A 16,644-nucleotide genomic window follows, 5' to 3' on the forward strand; every position below is an offset into this window, starting at 1 on the left:
GACAGTTGCGAGCCGATTCCCGAGCGTCAGGCGGCGATGATCAGCGGGCCGGCGGGCTCGCGGGTCACCCTGCTGGCGCGCACGGCCGTGGCCAGCGCGCGCTCCAGGTACGGCACCAGCACCGGGTGCCGGCGCGGGTGGCCGAACACCGCCAGCGTGCGGGCGAACAGCTCGTCGCGGGTCATCCCCGCACCCGCCCGGCACAGCGCCACCATCGCGTTGCCGAGCTCCTCGGGCGCCACGTGCTCCAGCGGGCGCTCGTCGAAGCCGGCCTGCCGGCGGAAGCCGGTCCACGTCGCCGGGTCCACGCCCTCGGGCCAGCGGAACTCCGCCTCGGCGTCGGGCAGCAGCGCGAGCACCTCCGCCGTCCGCTCTGCGTTGACCCGGGCCACCCCGAACGCGGCCGCCGTCAGCTGCACCAGCCGGTCGCGGTGCACCGGGCCCTCGGCAGCGATCCCCGCCACCAGCACCCGCCGCACCTGCGCGGCGACCGCCGGGTCGTCCAGCTCGCGGAACGCCCGCGCGGACCCCGCCGACGGCGGCGTCCACGGCACGAACGGCCGTTCGCCGGCCAGCACGGCCGGGCCCACGGACGGCCGCGCGGTCGTCCGCACCGGCTCGGCCGGGGCCGTTGCCGGCCGCGGGACGTGGGCGGGCGGCGGGACGGGCACCCGCGGGACCTCCGGCCCGGGGTCCTCCTCGGCCGGCGACGGAACGGCTGCGGGCACCGCCTCGACGGCTGCGACCAGCCGGTCGAGCACGGCCTCCCGGTCGGCCAGCCACGCCGGCAGCCACACCCGCGCCACCGCCGGCCAGCCCAGCCGGTCGCGCAGCGCCTCGTCGGGCAGCCCGTCGGCGACCGTCGGCTGCGCCGCCCACGCGGGGCCGTCCAGCAGCACGGCCAGCACCGGGCGCTCGGGTGTCTCCGCGGGGGCCACGGTCAGGTCCAGCCGGGACGACGACAGCCCCACGTCGGTGCGCACCACCAGCCCGCGGGCCCGCAGCGCGGCGGCGACGTCCTCGCGGTGCGGGTCGGGTGCGGCCAGCGCCCGGGGCAGCGTCGCCGCCCCGATCAGCACGTCCAGCCAGGCGCGCAGGTGCCGCACGCCGGTCATCGCCGTCGCGTCGTCGCGCAGCTGCGCCGGGTCGAAAGAGGCGAAGACGACGACCTCCCGGCTCGCCCGGGCCACCGCCCCGGCCAGCCACCGCTCGCCGCCGGGCCGGCTCAGCGGACCGAAATCGGCGGGCAGGTCGCCGTCCGCGTCGGGGGCGCAGCCCAGCGAGAACAGCACGACCTCGGCCGCCGGGACGTCGGTGACCGGGGCGACGGTGACCTGCCCGGGCTCGGCGTGGTCGCGCAGCAGCTGCTCGATCAGCGCCCGCTGCGGCTCGGTGAGGGTGACGACGGTGACCGGGCGGCCGCTCCGGCGGCGCACCTCGGCGACCACCGCGTGCGCCTCGGCCGGGTTGGTGCCCTGCAGCTCGCCGGCCCCGCGCAGCACCGCCTCCGGCACCCGGCGCAGCGAGACGGCCGGGCCGGTGGGGGAGGGGAGCGTGGCCAGCAGCCCGGACAGGTACGTGCGGTCGGCGAAGGAGACGAGCGACTCGTCCCGGCTCGCGTGGTGCACGGTCAGGTCGCGGCGCGGCACGCCGGCAGCCAGGCACGCGGTGGCCAGGTCGCCGGGGGCGGCGGCCAGCGGGTCGCCGACGACCACCGCCGTCCGGGCGCGGCTGAGCGCGCCCAGGCCGGCCACGACCGGGAGCCCGCCGTCGACGACGACCAGGTCGAAGCCGTCCGCGCCGGGCGGGAGCAGCCGGGCGACCGCGTCCGGCGAGGCCAGCACCACCTGCCCGTCCCCGGGGACGACGGCGGCGCGCAGCGCCCGGGCGGCCGCGAGGTGGTCGCGCACCGCGGCGTCGAGGTCGGCGCCGGCGTCCGGGCCGCCTGCCGCGGAACGCTCGGCCAGCGACGTGACCGCCAGCCCCCGGTCGAAGGCCGCCGCCGCGTCGGCTGCGGCGACCCCGCCGGTGAGCAGCACGCCGCGCAGCTCGCTGAGCCCGGCGGCCTCCAGCAGCCGCAGCTGCTGCAGCAGGTCGCGCCAGCGCCCCAGCGACGGCAGCCCGAACTCCTCCATCGCGCGCTCGTCCTGGGTGGTCTCCCAGCGCGGCACGAAGCCGGTGCCGCACCACTGCGCCCACCGCTCCGGCGTGGGGCGCACCACCGCGAGCAGCCCGGCCAGCGCGTCGCGCAGCGCGGTCACGGTCGCGGCCGCGGCGGGGTCGTGCGGCGGGTCGGTGTCCAGGTAGCGGCGCAGCGCCGGGGTGAACGGCCGCGACCGGTCCATCGCGGCCCGCAGCTCCCGCAGCCGGGCCACCTGCCGCTCCACCAGCCCGGGGTCCAGCAGTGGGTTCCACGACCACGGCACGCGCAGCCCGGCGACGTCCCCGGCGTAGGTGGCCAGCTCGCGCATCGCCGTCTGCACCTCCAGCAGCGACGCGGTGAGCTCGGGCAGCTCCGCCGGGTCGACGGCCGCGTCCGGCAGCAGCACGGGGGCGATCAGCTCGCGGACCGCGGCCAGCCGCTTGGCCCGCCCGATCCGGCCGGACGCCGCGGCGGCGCGGGCGGACTCGGCGAGCTCCACCAGCGGCTGGTCGAGCGCCTCGGGCAGGGCGACGTCCAGGCCGGGGTGGGGGAGCGCGACGAACGCGGCGACCTCGGCGACCAGCTGGTCCACCGTCTCCGCCCAGTCCGGGAGCCCGGTGCGGTCCAGCTCGGCCAGCGGCACCGGGACGCCGGAGAGCACCGTGACCACCGCGTCGAGGTCCTCGGGCTGCATCGCGGCGGCGGCGACCCGGGCCAGCGGTCCGGCCGGGGGCAGCAGCGCGAGCGCCGCGTCGACGGCCACGACCGCGTCGGCCAGCACGACCGGGTCGAGTTCGGGGTCGTCGAGGAAGCCCCACGGGTGCCCCGGTCGCGGCCGGGTCGGGTCGGCCACCGCGGGCAGGCCGGCCAGCACCCGGCGGACGGCGGCGGTGGTGCGCGCCGACGCGGTGGCCACGAACGCCTCGGGCACCGGCAGCACCGGGGCGTCGGGCGCGCCGTGCAGCAGGGCGCCGTGCGCGCGGTACAGCGACAGCCCGGCCGAGTTCGGCGTGTGCAGCCGGGCGGCGTGCGCGGCGAGCACGCGGCGGGCGGCACCCAGGTCGGCGGTGGTGGTGGCGACGGCCGGCCGGGACGTGCGCGGGGTGGCCGCACCGGACAGGTCCTGCACCCGCCCGGCCAGGCCGGCGGTCCCGAGCCGGTCGGCCAGGGCCGCCAGCGCTGCCGGGCGCGCGGCGACGACCAGCACCCGCCGGCTCTCGGCCACGGCGGCCGCGGTCAGTGCGGCGACCGTCTGGACCGCGCCGGTGCCCGGGGCGGCGGACAGCACGGTCGTCTCCCCGGCCAGCGCCGTGGCCACCGCCCGCAGCTGCGCGCCGTCGGCCGGCAACGGCAGGGAGTCCGCCAGCGCCTCGAGGTCGGATGTCCCGGCGGTCGGCGGCTCGGCGTCGCGGGCCCACCCCGGCGCCGGGTGCAGCAGCGTCGAGACCAGCGGCGGGCGGCCCGGCTCGGCCACCGCCCGGACGGCGTCCTCGCGGGTGCGCAGCGCGGCGGCGGGCACCAGGGCGAGGTCCGCGGTCGGCTCGACCCGGTGCGGCAGGCCGGCCAGCGCCAGGGCCGAGCGGAGCGCGCCGAGGTCGGCGGCCAGGTCGGGCACCGTGCCGTCGGCGGGCACGTCGACGCCGAACCGGTCGCGCAGCTCGGCGAGCAGGCAGTCGTTGTAGGCGGGCGCCCCGCCCGGCGCGGCGGACACCCGGTGCGCGTCGCTGCCGGGCACGGGCGTGAGGACGACGGGCACCAGCAGCAGCGGGGACCGCACCGGCCGGCCCTCGCGCTCCCACGCCACCGATCCCAGGGCCAGGTGCAGCTCGGCGGCCCCGGTGCGCGCCACCGCGGCGCGCGCCCGGGCGGTGAGCTCCCGCAGCCGCGGCAGGTAGGCCACCTGCGGCAGGTCGGTGTAGATGCCGGCGTGCCGCTCCAGCAGCTCGGCCAGCTGGTGGGGCGGGAGGTCGCTGCCGGCGCGGATGCCCCGGGCGCGCTGGGCGGCGCCGAGCTGGTCGGCGGGCAGCAGGGTGAGCGCCGTCCCGGCGGCCAGCAGGTCCGCGAGCGTGGGCAGCCGCAGCGAGCGCACGCCCAGGGCGACGGTGCCGGGGCCGAGCTCCAGCAGCGCGTCGCGGACGCCGTCGGGCAGGGCGAGCGGGTCGGCGGGCGGCTGCGGCGCGGCCGGCCGGCGGTCGGGGCCGGGGGTCCGCAGCGGCAGCGGGTGCACGCCGTCGGCGCGGGCGCGGTGCACGTCGGTGACCCCGAGGACGCCGTGCCGGTCACCGGTCAGCCAGGTGGTGGCCGGGATGCGGTGCAGGTCGCCGAACGTGGCCGACGCGGCGCGGCTGGTGAGCATCGTGGTCTCGACCAGCTGCACCTCGCCGCGGTGCACCAGGTCGGCCAGGCCGGTCACCTCGGTGGTGGCGGTCTGATCAGCGCCGCGGTCGGTGCGCCAGTAGCCGAGGAAGGCGTGGTCGGCACAGATCCACAGCAGCGGCCGCAGGCCGGCGTGCTCGAGTGCGGCGGCCAGCACGACGACGGTGTCCAGGCTGCTGCCGATCCGGTCCTCGAGCACTTGGCTCGGGGTGCGCAGGGGCTGGGCGAGGGTGGCCCAGTCGGGGGTGGGGACGGCGGCCCGGATGCCGCGGCGGCGCATCGCCTCCACGATCGCGGCCGCCGTCTGGTCGACGCGTTCGGCGCTGGCCGCACCGGCGACCGAGGCGTCGCCGGTGCGCCAGTACAGCGTGTCGGTGGCCGCACCGACCAGGGCGGCGACGGCGGGGTCGCCCGGCTGCACGTGCGCGGCCAGCGTCTCCAGGGCCAGCGGGAGCGGGGCGGCCAGCCAGGAGCCGGCGGCCAGCACGGTCACCGGGCTGCCCGCCCGGCCGACCAGCTCGCCGTCGCACTCGGCGACCACCTCGACGGTGCCGATCCCCGGTGCGGTGCGCGCGGCGAGCACGCCGGCGTCCAGCAGCAGCGGGACGTCGGTCAGCGTGACCGTGCGGCCCGGCTCCAGGTCGCAGCGCAGTTCGACCGGGGCACCCAGCGGACCGTCGTCGGTGGTGACCGCGACGGTGACGCGGACGTCGCGCAGCGGACGGTCCCCGCCGGTGAGGGTCAGCCGGGTGACCACCGGGGCACCGAGCCGGGCCAGCACCTCCCCGACCACGGGCACGGCGGAGACCGTGACCGCCGTGCGGCCGGCTGCCGTCCCCTGCGGGACCGGCGGGGGGCCGGGGTGCGCGCCCATGCCGTCTGTCTACCCGCACCCCGCCGCGCGGGCCCGGACCCTGGGGCGCGCCTGTGACCGGTGGGACGGGTGGTCCGCAGGTGCGTCCCGTGCCGGGGTCGACCGCCGGGGCCGACGCCGGGCGGTGATGCTGGTCTCCGACCGCCCCGTCACCGGGAGGGCGCCGCGCGCGCATGGCAGGCTGGCGGTCGTGTCTGCCGCCACCTCCGGGTACGACGAGTCCACGAGCCCCCCCGGTCCGCAGGACGCCGACACCCCCCGTTCCGCCGAGCACGCCCGCCTCGCCGAGTCCTCCGACATGTCCGCGCCGTGGCGCATGTGGGGCCCCTACCTGGCCGGACGCCAGTGGGGGACCGTCCGCGAGGACTACTCCGCCGACGGCGACGCCTGGGCGTCCTTCCCCTTCGACCACGCCGTCGCCCGCGCCTACCGCTGGGGCGAGGACGGGCTGGGCGGCATCTGCGACCGCTACGGCTTCCTCAACTTCTCCGTCGCCATGTGGAACGGCAAGGACCCCGTCCTCAAGGAGCGGCTCTTCGGGCTGACCAACGCCGAGGGCAACCACGGCGAGGACGCCAAGGAGCACTGGTGGGCCATCGACGGCACCCCGACGCACTCCTGGATGCAGTGGCTCTACCGCTACCCGCAGGCCGAGTACCCGTACGCGGAGCTGCGCCGGGAGAACGCCGAGCGCACCCGCCTGGAGCGGGAGTACGAGCTGTCCGACACCGGCGTCCTGGACGAGGACCGGTTCTTCGACGTCCAGGTCACCTACGCCAAGAACGCCCCGGACGACGTCTGCATCGTCGTCTCGGCGACCAACCACGGGCCGGACGCCGCCCCGCTGCACCTGCTGCCGCAGGTCTGGTTCCGCAACACCTGGTCCTGGGGCCACGACAAGCGCCAGGGCACGCTCACCCAGCTGCTCGCCCCCACGCTCACCGTCAACGGGGTGGAGGCCGTCGAGGCCGAGCACGGTTACCTCGGCCGGTACGTGCTGGCCGCCGAGGGCACCCCCGAGGTGCTGTTCTGCGACAACGAGACCAACGCCGTCGCGCTGTTCGGCGCACGGAGCAACGCCTCCCGCTACCCCAAGGACGGCATCAACCGCCGCGTCGTCAACGGCGAGAAGACGGCGGTGAACCCGGCCGACACCGGCACCAAGGCCGCGTTCTGGTACCGCTGGGACGCCGTCGCGCCGGGGGAGACGGTGACGGTCAAGCTGCGGCTGCGCCCGGCCGAGCCCGACGCGGACATGTTCGGCGCGGCCTTCAACCGGGTGCTGCGCTCGCGCAAGACCGAGGCCGACGACTTCTACGCCAACGTCATCCACCCGGGCCTGTCCGACGACGACCGGCACGTCGCCCGCCGCGCCTATGCCGGGCTGCTGTGGACCAAGCAGCTGTACCGCTTCGACGTCGCCCAGTGGCTCGACGGCGACCCCGACGTCCCGGCGCCGGAGTCCCGGCGTGGCAAGGGCGGGCGGAACACCAGCTGGCGGCACCTGGCGCTGGCCGACGTCATCTCCATGCCCGACGAGTGGGAGTACCCGTGGTTCGCCGCGTGGGACACCGCCTTCCACACCCTGCCGCTGGCGCACGTCGACCCCGACTTCGCCAAGGAACAGCTCGTGCTCATGTGCCGCGAGTGGGCGATGCACCCCAACGGCCAGCTGCCGGCCTATGAATGGGCCTTCGGTGACGTGAACCCGCCGGTGCACGCCTGGGCCGCGTGGCACGTCTACCGGATCGACGGCTACCGCGACCGGGCGTTCCTCATCCGGGTGTTCACCAAGCTGCTGCTGAACTTCTCCTGGTGGGTCAACCGCAAGGACGCCGACGGCTCCAACGTGTTCGAGGGCGGCTTCCTCGGCATGGACAACATCGCGCTGTTCGACCGCTCCGCACCACTGCCCCCGGGCTACCGGCTGGAGCAGTCCGACGCGACCAGCTGGATGGCGTTCTACTGCCAGCAGATGCTCAAGATCGCCCTCGAGCTGTCGCGCGGCAACCAGGCCTGGGACGGTGTGGCCACCAAGTTCTTCGAGCACTTCCTCGCCATCGCGGAGGCGATGAACGCCTTCGGGTCGCAGGAGGTGAAGCTCTGGCACTCCGACGACGGGTTCTTCTACGACGTCCTCGTCGCCCCGGACGGGACGGCGGAGCCGCTGCGGGTGCGCTCGATGGTCGGGCTGCTGCCGATCCTGGGCGCCACCGACATCCCGGCGTGGGTCAGCACCCAGGTGCCCGACGTGGCCGAGCGGGTGCGGTGGCTGCAGAAGCGCCGTCCGCAGCTGATGGGCCCGCTGCGCAGCCGGTCGGCGCCCGAGGGCCGCAGGATCCTGCTGTCGCTGGTCGACAAGGAGCGGCTCGCTCGCATCCTGCAGCGGATGTTCGACACCGAGGAGTTCCTCTCCCCGTTCGGCATCCGCTCGCTGTCGAAGTCGACCGGGCAGGTGATCGCCAAGGTCGGCGGCCGGGACGCCTCCATCGAGTACGAGCCGGGGGAGTCGCGCACCGGGCTGTTCGGTGGCAACTCCAACTGGCGCGGACCGGTCTGGTTCCCGGTCAACGTGCTGCTGGCGGACAAGCTGCGCACGCTGGGCCGGCACTACGGCGACACGTTCACCATCGAGATCCCCACCGGGTCGGGCAACCACTGCACGCTGGTCGACGCCGCCGACCTCATCGACTCCAGCCTCGCCCGGCTGTTCCGCCCCGTCGACGGCAAGCGCCCGGCCGACGGCGACCGGATCGAGTCCAGCGACTCACCGCTGTGGCGGGAGCACCCGACGTTCAGCGAGTTCTTCGACGGCGACACCGGCGAGGGTCTGGGCGCCACGCACCAGACCGGCTGGACGGCGCTGGTCGCGCACCTGCTCAACCCGCGGCTCCCACCCGACCCCCGCTGGGCCGGCTGACCGCTCGACGTCATGGAGTCCCAGCGCTGCGCGGAGCGAGCGCTGGGACTCCGTCAGCCCACGCGGAAGACCGGCCAGCCGATCTCGGTGCGCCAGGCGGCCGGGTCGGGGGTGTCCCGCGGGCCGACGAGGTAGGTCTCCCGCACCGGGCCGGCGACGGCCAGCGCGTGCTCGACCACCCAGGCGCCCAGCTCGCCGTAGGTGACGTCGACGTCGTCGTGGTCGCCGGCGTGCGTGACCACGGCCAGCTCGACCGCCGGCAGCGTCAGCGGGTGCACCCGCCCGGCGCGCACGGGGCGCGCCGTCGGGCGGTGCACCACCACGTGCCCGGCGCCCGCGGTGAACAGCGCGTTGTCGTACAGCCCGCCGGGCGGCCCGGTCGGCTCGGGCACGGCGGCGTCCAGTTCCGCGACGGCGCCGGAGTACCAGCTGAGGACGTCGGTCAGCGCGACGTCCGCCGCCACCGCGGCCACCGGCGTCTCCGGCACGCGCCGCAGCTCGACGTCCAGGGCGGCCGGGGCGGGGTCCAGCAGCCGGCGCAGCGAGGCGACCGCGGACCGCGTGCGGTCGAGCTCGGCCTCCAGCCGGCGCAGGTGGTCGGCGACGAGCGTGCCGCGGGCCCGTGGGTCGGGGGAGTCGAGGATGCGCCGGACGTCGGCGAGTGGGACGTCGAGCTCGCGCATCCGGTGGATCACCTGCGCGGTCGGGATCTGCCCGGCGCCGTAGTACCGGTAGCCGCTGGCGGGGTCGACCCGGACCGGCTCCAGCAGCCCGGCGTCGTGGTACCGCCGCAGCGTGCGGACGCTGAGGTGGGTCAGCTGGGCGAACTCGCCGATCGTGAGCACCCTGGCACTGTGCACCTTCTCCCCGGGGGAGGGTCCAACCCCTTGACCCTGACCCGGCGGGACGGCGCACGGTGCAGGACATGACCGACATCGAGATCACCGACCTGCCCGCGACCGTGCGCAGCCACCTCGTCGCGCACACCGCCCGGGACACCGGGACCGCGCTCGCCGCCTTCACCGAGGACGCCGAGGTGACCGACGAGGGCCGCACCCACCGCGGCACCGAGGAGATCCGCGACTGGCTGGAGCACTCGTCCAGCGAGTACACGTTCACCACCGAGCTGACCGGCGCGCAGCGCACCGACGACGAGCACTGGGTCGTGACCAGCCACCTGGAGGGCGACTTCCCCGGCGGCGTGGTCGACCTGCAGTACCGCTTCACGCTGCGGGGCGACCGCATCGCCGTCCTCACCATCGCCCCCTGACCGGCCCGGTGGAGTCCCAGCGCTGCAGGATGCGAGCGCTGGGACTCCACTCAGGGGTCAGACGATGCGGCGGGCGGTGGTGTAGCCGTACATCCGGTCGACGTCGGCGATCCACACGACGTCACCGCGCGTCGGGGCGTGCACCATCTTCCCGTTGCCGAGGTAGATGCCCACGTGGCTGACCGGCTCGTAGAAGAAGACCAGGTCACCGGGGCGCAGGTCGGCCCGGGCGACGTACGTGCCCGCGGTCGCCTGGACCCGCGACGTGCGCGGCACCGAGATGCCGGCGGCCCGCGCGGCGAACTGGACGAGCCCCGAGCAGTCGAAGCCGCGGGTGGTGGAACCGCCCCAGACGTGGGGCTTGCCCCGCTGGCCGAGGGCGGCGTCGACGATCCGCTGGGCGGCGGCGTTGGGTGCCACGACGTGGCTGGGCGCCGACATGGGGGTCTGCGGGTGCGCGCATCGCATCGCCGGACGGCCTCCGGACGACCCAGACCGCACACGGTGCGTCATGGTCACGCGACTCGCCGTCACTGACCTGGGCAGCTCCCAGGCGGGTTGCCGACAACCCGGCCGCCCAGCGCCAGGAAGCCGGGACGCGATGCACCTGGTCATTGCGAGCCGGAAACGTCCAGTGATCGCTCGTTGACCATGATGCACCGGATGGAAGGAGCGCACAGAGCGCTCGCTGGGGCGGGTGAACGCGCAGCTCCCGTACAGCTGTGCTGCCTAGTATCGGGACCGAGAGCCGGGTCGGCAGGTGTCGGAGCGGCCCGCGCAACCGATCAGAGGAGATCCAGGTGGCAGTCAGCCTCAGCAAGGGCGGGAACGTCTCACTCACCAAGGAGGCCCCCGGGCTGAAGACGGTGATCGTCGGTCTCGGCTGGGACGCGCGCACGACGGACGGCAAGCCCTTCGACCTCGACGCCTCCGCGATCGGCCTCGGCGCGGACGGCAAGGCGCCCTCCGACGAGCACTTCGTCTTCTTCAACAACCTGCGCAGCCCCGACGGCGCCATCGAGCACACCGGCGACAACCTCACCGGTGAGGGCGGCGGCGACGACGAGCAGATCAAGGTCGACCTCGCCGGCGCCCCGACCACCCTGGACCGCGTGGTCTTCCCCGTCTCGGTCTACGAGGCCGACGAGCGCGGGCAGAGCTTCGGCCAGGTGCGCAACGCGTTCATCCGGGTGGTCAACGCCGCCGACAACCGCGAGATCGCCCGCTACGACCTCTCCGAGGACGCCTCCACCGAGACCGCCATGGTCTTCGGCGAGCTCTACCGCAACGGCGCCGACTGGAAGTTCCGCGCCGTGGGCCAGGGCTACTCGGCGGGCCTCGGCGGGATCGCCCGCGACTTCGGCATCAACGTCTGACCTCCCCGGCCGCGCCCGGGAGCGCGGCGGCGACAGCACGGGCCGGCGGCGGGCACCCGCCGCCGGCCTCCCGCGCCACCTCGAAGGAGCACGTCATGGGCGTCAGCCTGGCCAAGGGCGGCAACGTCTCGCTGACCAAGGAGGCCCCCGGCCTCACCACGGCCGTGGTGGGCCTGGGCTGGGACGCCCGGACGACGTCCGGTTCGGCGTTCGACCTCGACGCCTCCGCGCTGCTGGTCAACAGCGTGGGCCGGGTGCTGTCCGACGAGCACTTCGTGTTCTTCAACAACCTGGCCTCGCCCGACGGCTCGGTGGAGCACACCGGTGACAACACCACCGGCCTCGGGGACGGCGACGACGAGGCGATCCGGGTCGGCCTGGCCACCGTGCCCGCCGACGTCGACAAGATCGTCTTCGCGGTCTCCATCTACGAGGCGGACGCCCGGCGGCAGTCCTTCGGGCAGGTGCGCAACGCCTACATCCGGGTGGTGAACGCCGACGACGGCGTGGAGCTCGCCCGCTACGACCTGTCCGAGGACGCCTCCACCGAGACGGCGATGATCTTCGGCGAGGTGTACCGGCGCGGTGCGGAGTGGAAGTTCCGGGCCGTCGGGCAGGGCTACCAGTCCGGACTTGCAGGCATCGCCACGGAGTTCGGCGTCAACGTCGGGTGAGCCGGGGCGCCGCGGCTGGGCAGCGGCGCCGGTGGTTGGTTGGATGGGCCGCGCGCGCACCGCGCCTGCGGGGAGCGGCGCGCCAGCGCCTGGACGGCGGAGGGACACCGAGTGCCGATCGACTACACCAAGCGGCCGCAGCAGCAGGCCGCACCCGAGGTGACGGCACCTGAGGCGGTGGCACCGAGGAAGGTGACGCTGACCAAGGCCTCGCCCACCGTGTCGCTGACCAAGTCCGGCGGTGGCGGCGGGGTGCTGCGGGTCAACCTGAACTGGACCTCCCGGCCCTCCTCCGGCGGCTTCCTGCGCAAGCGCGAGCCGGACGTCGACCTCGACCTGGGCTGCCTGTACGAGCTCACCGACGGGAAGAAGGGCGTCGTCCAGGCGCTGGGCAACGCCTTCTCCGTCACCGCGCCGGGTGCGGCCTCGCCGACTATCTGGCTCGACGGCGACGACCGGTCGGGCAGCAACTCGGCCGGGGAGAACCTGCACGTCGACCTGGCCCAGTCGGCGGCCATCCGGCGGGTGCTGGTGTTCGCCTACATCTACAAGGGCTCGGCCAACTGGGCCGCCGCCGACGGCCTGGTCACCCTCACCCCGGTGTCCGGGCCCTCTATCGAGGTGCGCCTGGACGAGCCCCGAGACGGCGCCCGCACCTGCGCCATCGCCCTGCTCACCCCCAGCGGCGGCGACCTCGCCGTCCGCCGGGAGGTCCGCTACGTCGACGGCACCCAGGCCCAGCTCGACGCCGCCTACGACTGGGGCATCCGCTGGGGCGTGGGCCGCAAGTGAGGCGGTCTCGGGAACCCCTGACGCCCCGCCGTACGTCTGACCGGCCGGACCCCGACCTGCACCGCACACCACCCACGAAGGAGTGGCACAGATGAGCGTCAACCTGAGCAAGGGCCAGAAGGTCTCCCTGTCCAAGCGGGACGGCGGCTCGCTGACCCGCGTCCGCATGGGCCTGGGCTGGGACGCGGTCAAGAAGAAGGGCTTCTTCGGCGGCGGCAAGGCCCAGTCGGTCGACCTCGATGCCTCCGCGCTGCTGCTGGACGCCGGCGGCAACCTGGTCGACCAGGTCTGGTTCCGCCAGCTGCGCAGCTCCGACGGCTCGGTCCTGCACACCGGCGACAACCGCACCGGCGCCGGCGACGGCGACGACGAGGCGATCCAGGTCGACCTCTCCCGCGTGCCCGCCTCGGTGACCAACGTCGTGTTCACGGTGAACTCCTTCACCGGCCAGGACTTCTCCTCGATCGCCAACGCCTTCTGCCGGCTGATCGACGAGACCACCGAGACCGAGATCGCCCGCTACGAGCTCACCGGCTCCGGCTCGCACAACGCGCAGATCATGGCCCGGGTGACCCGCGACGGCGCCGGCTGGTCGATGACCGCGCTCGGTGTGCCGGCGTCCGGGCGTACGTTCCGGGACCTCATGCCCGCCGTCTCCAGCGCTCTGTGATCCGCCCACCCGCCTCACCCCGCTGACCCGCCCACCCCGCTGACCCGCCCACCCCGGTAGCCACCGACCGATCCGCAGGAGGAACCCCGTGTCCGAACTGGACCTGAGCGCGTCGTCGGCGACCCCGACGGCGACCCCGGCGGCCGCGCCGGCCGCGGGCGCGCTCGTGCTCGCCCCGCCTGCGCCGGTCGTGGTCGTCGCCCCGGAGGCGGCCGCCGGCGCCGTCCCGATCGAGGACGGCAAGGCCGTCGAGCTGCGCAGCCGGGCGGAGGCCTTCGTCGCCGACCTGGTGTCGCTGGACTCCAAGTCGCCGGCGTTCGCCGAGAAGGTCGCCTCCATCACCAACATGGGCGACAAGGAGATGCGCTCCTCGGCGGCGGTGTCCAACCGCATGCTGGAGCGCCCCGCTGCGGCGATGGGCAAGGGCGGCAAGGCCGTCGACGCCCAGACCCGGGTCTCCAACACCCTGGTCGACCTGCGCACCACCGTCACCGACCTGGACCCCAACCGGGCCGACCTGACCGGGGTCAAGAAGGTGCTCAAGTGGATCCCGGGCGGTGACAAGGTCGACCGGTACTTCGCCAAGTACCAGTCGGCGCAGTCGCACCTGGACTCGATCATCAAGGCGCTGGACTCCGGCCAGGACGACCTGCGCAAGGACAACGCGGCCATCGAGACCGAGAAGACCAACATGTGGGCCCTGATGGGCAAGCTGCGGGAGTACAACGAGCTCGCCGCCGCCCTCGACGCCGCCCTCGAGCAGCGGGTCGCCGAGCTGGAGGTCGCCGGCCGCACCGAGGACGCGAACACCGTGCGGTCCGACGCGCTGTTCCCCGTGCGCCAGCGCCGGCAGGACATCCAGACCCAGATGGCCGTGGCGGTGCAGGGCTACATGGCCCTGGACCTCATCCGGCGCAACAACCTGGAGCTCATCCGCGGCGTCGACCGGGCGCAGACCACCACGATCGCGGCGCTGCGCACCGCGGTGATCGTGTCGCAGGCGCTGAGCCGCCAGAAGCTGGTGCTCGACCAGATCAACGCGCTGAACACGGTGACGTCGAACCTGATCGAGTCCACCTCGGAGCAGCTGCGCATCCAGGGCGGGGCGATCAACCAGCAGGCGGCGTCGGCGACCATCGACGTGGCCAAGCTGCAGGCCGCCTTCGACAACGTGTTCGCCACCATGGACGCCGTCGACGCCTTCCGCGCGCAGGCCGTCGACTCGATGGCGGCGACCGTGCAGGCGCTCGAGGGCCAGATCCAGCGGGCGCAGCCCTACCTGGAGCGCACCCGCCGGAACGAGATCACCGGCGGGTGAGCGCACTGCCGGGCACGGGGTGCGGGGGGAGGGGCGACGGTGGCGTGGTTCAAGCGGCCTGAGGCCGCGACCCGCGTCGTCGCCGCCGTCGACCCCGAGCCCGAGGACGGCCCGGCGGCGCTGCGGGCGGCGCTCACGTCGGTCGACCGGCTGGTCAACTCCTCCGCCGGCCGGCTGCCGCTGACCGCGGTGGTCACCGCGCGGCGGGTCACCGATGCGCTCCGCGACGTCGTGGACGGCGCCGAGGTGCGGCCCCTGGACGTCTACGCGGCGATCTCGGTGAAGGCGACGGCGACGGACTACCTGCCCACCACGGTGCGCAGCTACCTGGCCGTCGACGAGGACCTGGTCGACACCCCGCGGGCCAGCGGCCGCACCCCGGCGCAGTCGCTGATGGAGCAGCTGGAGGCGCTGGAGGCGTCCGCACTCGCCGTGCGCGACGCCGCCCAGCACTCCGACGTCGACGCGCTGATGACCCAGGGCAGCTTCCTGCGCACCAAGTTCACCCGATCCGACCTCGAGCTGTGAAGGACGTCTGATGGCGGCGATGAGCCGCGGCGCCAACGTGGCCCTGACCCGTGAGATCCCCGGCCTGACCCGGATCGTCGTCGGCGTCTCCTGGAACGCCGGGGCCGAGCGGGTGCTGCAGGACAACCTGGTGCTCGCCACCGTGCTCTGCGACGCCGACAGCAAGGCGCTCTCCCCGGAGCACGTCGTCTTCTTCAACCAGCTCACCTCGCCGGAGGAGTCGGTCGCGCAGGTGGAGACCGCGCTGGCCGGCGACGACGAGCAGGTGGAGATCGACCTGTCCGGCGTCCCGGCCGAGGTCAACCGCCTGGTCGTCGTGCTGTACCTCAACGACGGGACGGCGCAGCGGCGGACGCTCGGGCAGCTGCGCGAGCTGACCGTCGTGGTGCGGGAGGCCGCGGGCAGCCGGGAGCTCGTGCGCTCGGAGAACCTCGCCAGCGTGCTGTCGGGGGAGACCGCGCTCGTGCTCGGCGAGGTCTACCGGCACCAGCGCGACTGGAAGTTCCGGGTGCTGGGCGCCGGCTACACCAGCGGGATCGCCGGGATCGCCGCCGACTACGGGCTGCCGCTGTGACCGGGGGCCGGCCGTGATCGGCCAGCCGCCGGCGTCCGCGCCGCCGCGCCCGGACCTGGGGTGGCTGCGGCACCGCACCCTGCGGCCGGTCCCGGGGACAGCCCCGGCGCCCGAGCCGCCGCGGCCCGCGGCTCCCCCCGCACCGTCGCCCGCCCGGTCGAGCGGGCTGGACCTGTCCGAGCCGTCGCCGCCCGCGCGGTCCTCGTCGGCCGGACTGGACCTGTCAGAGCAGTCGTCCGGGCTGGACCTGTCCACGCCCGCGCCGGCCCGCCGCGCGCCGGCGCCGTCACTGGACCTGTCCTCGCCGCTGGACCTCTCCGGCCCGCCGGCTGCAGCCCCGCCCGCCGCAGCGCCGCCGGCCGCGGCTCGCCGTCCGTCGTCCTCGCTCGACCTCGGGGACCCGCTGGACCTCACCGGCCCAGCTGCGGCGCCCAGTCCCCGCGCGTCCGACCCGCTGAGCCTCGGGCCGACCCCGGTGCGCTCGCCGGATGCGCCCCCGGCGCCGGTGCGCGCGCCTGCCGCGGCCGCACCGCCGGTCCGCCGGACGGTGCCCCGGCTCGCCCCGGGCGGGCGGGTGATCCTCACCCGCCGCGACCCGACGGTGACCCTGACCCGGGTGCAGTCCGGCGTCGGCACGCTGACGATCGAGGCGATCGTGTCGGCGGCGGTCGGCGACGTCCGGATCGGGGCGCTGTACGCCCTCGCCGACGGCACCTCCGGCCTCGTCCAGCTGGCCACCGGCATCGGCACCGCACCGCCGCACTCCCGCCGTCCGGTGGTCACCGGGGCGCGCGCCGCCCACGAGAGGCTGACGGTCGACCTGCGGCAGACGCGCGCGCTGCGCCGGCTGCTGGTCCACGTGTTCTCCGAGTCCGGCCGCGAGCTCGACTGGGGCGGCACGCTGCGGGTCACCACCTTCGGCGGCGCGCGGGTCGAGGTGCCGCTGGACGTCGGGCAGCACGCCGGGCCGGTCGCGGTGCTCTCGCTGTACGCGATCGACGGGGAGTTCGTGCTGCGCGCCGAGGCGGAGCCGATCACCGGCGCCGTCCGGGAGGTGGCCGCGGCCTACGGCTACGACCGGATCACCTGGGCCGACGGCGCCACCCCGGTGCTGTGAGCCCGCCGGGAA

13 protein-coding genes are annotated in these 16,644 nt (G+C 75.3%); 10 read left to right on the forward strand and 3 right to left on the reverse strand.

The window, feature by feature from the left end:
- Window positions 1–26: 26 nt before the first annotated feature.
- A complete protein-coding gene (locus tag GCU67_RS00905; protein ID WP_163609115.1) occupies window positions 27–5,393 on the reverse strand; it encodes a DUF4011 domain-containing protein in 5,367 nt (1,788 codons plus the stop codon).
- Window positions 5,394–5,583: 190 nt separating this feature from the next.
- On the opposite strand from GCU67_RS00905, the gene GCU67_RS00910 reads away from it, so the two are divergent.
- A complete protein-coding gene (locus tag GCU67_RS00910) occupies window positions 5,584–8,313 on the forward strand; it encodes an MGH1-like glycoside hydrolase domain-containing protein (RefSeq protein ID WP_163609117.1) in 2,730 nt (909 codons plus the stop codon).
- 53 nt (window positions 8,314–8,366) lie between these two features.
- On the opposite strand, the gene GCU67_RS00915 is transcribed toward GCU67_RS00910, so the two are convergent.
- Entirely contained in the window at window positions 8,367–9,158 is a 792-nt protein-coding gene (locus GCU67_RS00915) for a MerR family transcriptional regulator (protein ID WP_163609119.1), read from the reverse strand.
- An 80-nt stretch (window positions 9,159–9,238) separates the two neighbouring features.
- Here GCU67_RS00915 and GCU67_RS00920 point away from each other — a divergent pair, with 80 nt between their 5' ends.
- Window positions 9,239–9,583, forward strand: coding sequence for a nuclear transport factor 2 family protein (locus tag GCU67_RS00920; RefSeq protein WP_163609121.1), 345 nt, complete (start codon window positions 9,239–9,241; stop codon window positions 9,581–9,583).
- A 57-nt stretch (window positions 9,584–9,640) separates the two neighbouring features.
- Here the strand turns inward: GCU67_RS00920 and GCU67_RS00925 are convergent, their stop codons facing one another.
- Window positions 9,641–10,024, reverse strand: coding sequence for a C40 family peptidase (locus GCU67_RS00925; protein WP_246214394.1), 384 nt, complete (start codon window positions 10,022–10,024; stop codon window positions 9,641–9,643).
- 359 nt (window positions 10,025–10,383) lie between these two features.
- On the opposite strand from GCU67_RS00925, the gene GCU67_RS00930 reads away from it, so the two are divergent.
- The 8 genes from GCU67_RS00930 (at window position 10,384) to GCU67_RS00965 (ending at window position 16,632) form a co-directional block, all read left to right on the forward strand.
- Window positions 10,384–10,959 carry a TerD family protein gene (locus tag GCU67_RS00930; RefSeq protein ID WP_163609125.1) on the forward strand — a complete coding sequence of 192 codons (576 nt, stop codon included), beginning with the start codon at window positions 10,384–10,386 and terminating at the stop codon, window positions 10,957–10,959.
- 95 nt (window positions 10,960–11,054) lie between these two features.
- Window positions 11,055–11,633, forward strand: coding sequence for a TerD family protein (locus tag GCU67_RS00935; protein ID WP_163609127.1), 579 nt, complete (start codon window positions 11,055–11,057; stop codon window positions 11,631–11,633).
- 111 nt (window positions 11,634–11,744) lie between these two features.
- Entirely contained in the window at window positions 11,745–12,425 is a 681-nt protein-coding gene (locus GCU67_RS00940; protein WP_163609129.1) for a TerD family protein, read from the forward strand.
- 91 nt (window positions 12,426–12,516) lie between these two features.
- On the forward strand, window positions 12,517–13,095 hold the full coding sequence (locus GCU67_RS00945; RefSeq protein ID WP_163609131.1) for a TerD family protein: 579 nt from the start codon (window positions 12,517–12,519) through the stop codon (window positions 13,093–13,095).
- An 88-nt stretch (window positions 13,096–13,183) separates the two neighbouring features.
- Window positions 13,184–14,413: a toxic anion resistance protein gene (locus GCU67_RS00950; protein WP_163609133.1), complete on the forward strand. Its 1,230-nt coding sequence runs from the start codon at window positions 13,184–13,186 to the stop codon at window positions 14,411–14,413.
- Between the two features lie 39 nt (window positions 14,414–14,452).
- Window positions 14,453–14,941, forward strand: a complete 489-nt coding sequence (locus GCU67_RS00955; RefSeq protein WP_163609135.1) for a hypothetical protein — start codon at window positions 14,453–14,455, stop codon at window positions 14,939–14,941.
- 10 nt (window positions 14,942–14,951) lie between these two features.
- Window positions 14,952–15,515, forward strand: a complete 564-nt coding sequence (locus GCU67_RS00960; RefSeq protein ID WP_163609136.1) for a TerD family protein — start codon at window positions 14,952–14,954, stop codon at window positions 15,513–15,515.
- Between the two features lie 13 nt (window positions 15,516–15,528).
- On the forward strand, window positions 15,529–16,632 hold the full coding sequence (locus tag GCU67_RS00965) for a hypothetical protein (RefSeq protein ID WP_163609138.1): 1,104 nt from the start codon (window positions 15,529–15,531) through the stop codon (window positions 16,630–16,632).
- Window positions 16,633–16,644 lie beyond the last annotated feature (12 nt).

This window comes from Modestobacter muralis, from assembly GCF_010682105.1.
Lineage (GTDB): Bacteria > Actinomycetota > Actinomycetes > Mycobacteriales > Geodermatophilaceae > Modestobacter > Modestobacter muralis.